The following is a 2,836-nucleotide window of genomic DNA, read 5'->3' as shown; positions in this document are numbered from 1 at the left end:
GTGGTGGTCCCGGGCCACGGCACCGTCGATCGCGTCCTGGAGCGACTGTCCGAGGCCGAGGTCCCGGCCACCGCCGCCCCGGCGGGATCCGAGCCCGCCCCCGGCGTGGTGTCGGTGTACGAGGCGATCCTGCACGGAGGGTTCGCGCTGGCGACCGACTCCGGGGAGCAGGGGGACCAGCTCGTCGTCGTCTCCGAGACGGATCTCACCGGCAACCGACTCGGCGCCACCGCGCGCCCCAAGACGCGCCACGCCAAGCGCCGCAACCAGGTGGACCCCCTGGCCCTCAAGGCCGGCGACTGGGTGGTGCACGACCAGCACGGCATCGGCCGGTTCGTGGAGATGGTCGAGCGGCAGGTGCGCGGCGGGGACGGCTCGAGCCGGCGCGAATACGTGGTGATCGAGTACGCGCCCGGCAAGCGCGGCGGCGCCGGAGACCGCCTGTTCGTGCCCATGGAATCCCTCGGCCAGCTGAGCCGCTACGTGGGCGGGGAGGCGCCGACGCTGAGCAAGATGGGCGGCGCTGACTGGCAGAACACCAAGCGCAAGGCCCGCAAGGCCGTACGCGAGATCGCCACCGAGCTGGTGCAGCTCTACGCCAAGCGCCAGTCCGCACCCGGCCGCGCCTTCGGCCCCGACACCCCGTGGCAGCGGGAGATGGAGGACGCGTTCCCGTTCACCGAGACCGTCGACCAGCTCACGGCGATCGAGGAGGTCAAGGGGGACATGGAGAAGACCGCCCCCATGGACCGCGTGGTGGTGGGTGACGTGGGCTACGGCAAGACCGAGGTGGCGGTGCGGGCGGCGTTCAAGGCCGTGCAGGACGGCACCCAGGTGGCCGTGCTCGTGCCCACCACGCTGCTGGCCCAGCAGCACCAGGCGACCTTCGTCGAGCGCATGACCGGGTTCCCCGTGACCGTCAAGGGCCTGAGCCGGTTCACCTCCGACGCGGAGGCCAAGGAGATCCTCGCGGGCCTGGCCGACGGCACGGTGGACGTGGTGATCGGCACCCATCGCCTGCTCGCGACGGGTGTCCGGTGGAAGAACCTCGGCCTGGTGGTGGTGGACGAGGAGCAGCGCTTCGGCGTGGAGCACAAGGAACACATCACCTCGCTGCGCACCCACGTGGACGTGCTGACCATGTCCGCCACGCCCATCCCGCGGACGCTGGAGATGTCGCTGGCCGGGATCCGGGAGATGAGCCAGATCCTCACCCCGCCCGAGGAGCGCCTGCCCGTGCTCACGTACGTGGGGGCGCACTCGGACAAGCACGTCGCCGCCGCGATCCGCCGCGAACTGCTGCGTGAGGGGCAGGTGTTCTACGTGCACAACCGGGTGCGGACCATCGACGCCACCGCGGCCAAGATCCGCGACCTGGTGCCCGAGGCGCGGGTGGTGGTGGCCCACGGGCAGATGGGGGAGGAGCAGCTCGAGCAGACCGTCGGCGGGTTCTGGAACCGCGAATACGACGTGCTGGTGTGCACGACCATCGTCGAGACCGGCCTGGACATCTCCAACGCCAACACCCTGATCGTCGACCGCTCCGACCAGCTGGGCCTGTCGCAGATGCACCAGCTGCGCGGGCGCGTGGGACGGTCGCGTGAGCGTGGGTACGCCTACTTCCTCTACGACCCCGAGAAGCCGCTCACCGAGACCGCCTACGACCGGTTGGCGACCATCGCGCAGAACAACGACCTGGGTGCCGGCATGGCCGTGGCGATGAAGGACCTCGAGCTGCGCGGGGCCGGCAACGTGCTGGGCGCCGAACAATCCGGGCACATCGCCGGCGTCGGCTTTGACCTCTACATCCGTCTGGTCGGCGAGGCGGTGGAGGCGTACCGCGCCATCGCCGACGGCGAGTCCGTGGAGGTCGAGGAGGAGGTGGGCGAGATCCGCATCGAGCTCCCCGTCGACGCCTACATCCCGGTCGAATACGTCGACGGCGACCGGCTGCGACTCGAGGCGTACCGCAAGCTGTCCCAGGCACGGGCTCCCGAGGACATCGACGCGGTGGTCGAGGAACTGGTGGACCGCTACGGTCCCATGCCCGCCGAGGCCCGGCGCGTGGTGTCGGTGTCGCGGCTGCGGCTCGTGTGCCAGAAGTACAAGGTGCGGGAGATCGTGCTGGCCGGCTCCCGCCTGCGCGTGGGCCCGCTCGACCTGCTCGACTCGCAGCAGATCCGCCTCAAGCGCATGTACCCGGCCGCCCAGTACCGGGCCACGCAGAAGACCGTGCTGCTCCCGCTGCCCAAGGCCGCCGGAGCGCGTGCCGGCGCGGGCGCGGAGAAGGCGCGCGACGACGAGATGCTGCAGTACGCCGCCGACTTCCTCACCGCCATGGCAGGGGATCCGGAGGGCTCGAATCCGGTGATCCAGGCGGAGCCGGTGTCGGTGTGAGTCCCGAGCCCGGTCGCGAGCCCGACCCCGGCGATGGGCCGGGCGCTGGATCGGGTGCGGGGGATCGGCTCGCCGAGGCGATCGAGGTGATGGGCCGGATCCGCCGCGACGGCGAGTGGGAGGCCGCCCAGACCCATGCCTCGCTGCTGCCGTACCTGCTAGAGGAGTCCTGGGAGCTGGTCGACGCCGTGGCCGACGGCGACCGCGACGAACTGGTCTCCGAGTTGGGCGACCTGCTCCTGCAGGTGCTGTTCCACGCCGCGATCGGTGAGGGGCGGGCCGAGGGGTCGTTCGACATCGACGACGTCGCCGGCGCCCTGCTGGACAAGCTGCGCCGGCGCGCGCCCTACTGGTTCACCGCTGAGGGCGCGGCCGGCCTCGACGCCACCGAACAGGACCGCCTGTGGCAGGAGGCCAAGGCCGCCGAACGCGCCGACCG

Annotated in this window: 2 protein-coding genes; both read left to right on the top strand. The window is 71.4% G+C overall.

What is annotated here, in order from left to right:
• A partial coding sequence (mfd, locus tag G6019_RS12335; protein ID WP_182627705.1) for a transcription-repair coupling factor occupies nt 1-2,397 on the top strand: 2,397 nt, incomplete at its 5' end.
• A partial coding sequence (locus G6019_RS12330) for a MazG nucleotide pyrophosphohydrolase domain-containing protein (RefSeq protein WP_309230222.1) occupies nt 2,394-2,836 on the top strand: 443 nt, incomplete at its 3' end. The genes mfd and G6019_RS12330, both read left to right, overlap by 4 nt.

Origin of the sequence: Dietzia sp. DQ12-76 (assembly GCF_014145045.1) — a bacterium.
Lineage (GTDB): Bacteria > Actinomycetota > Actinomycetes > Mycobacteriales > Mycobacteriaceae > Dietzia.
This window is presented reverse-complemented; position numbering and strand designations above follow the sequence as displayed.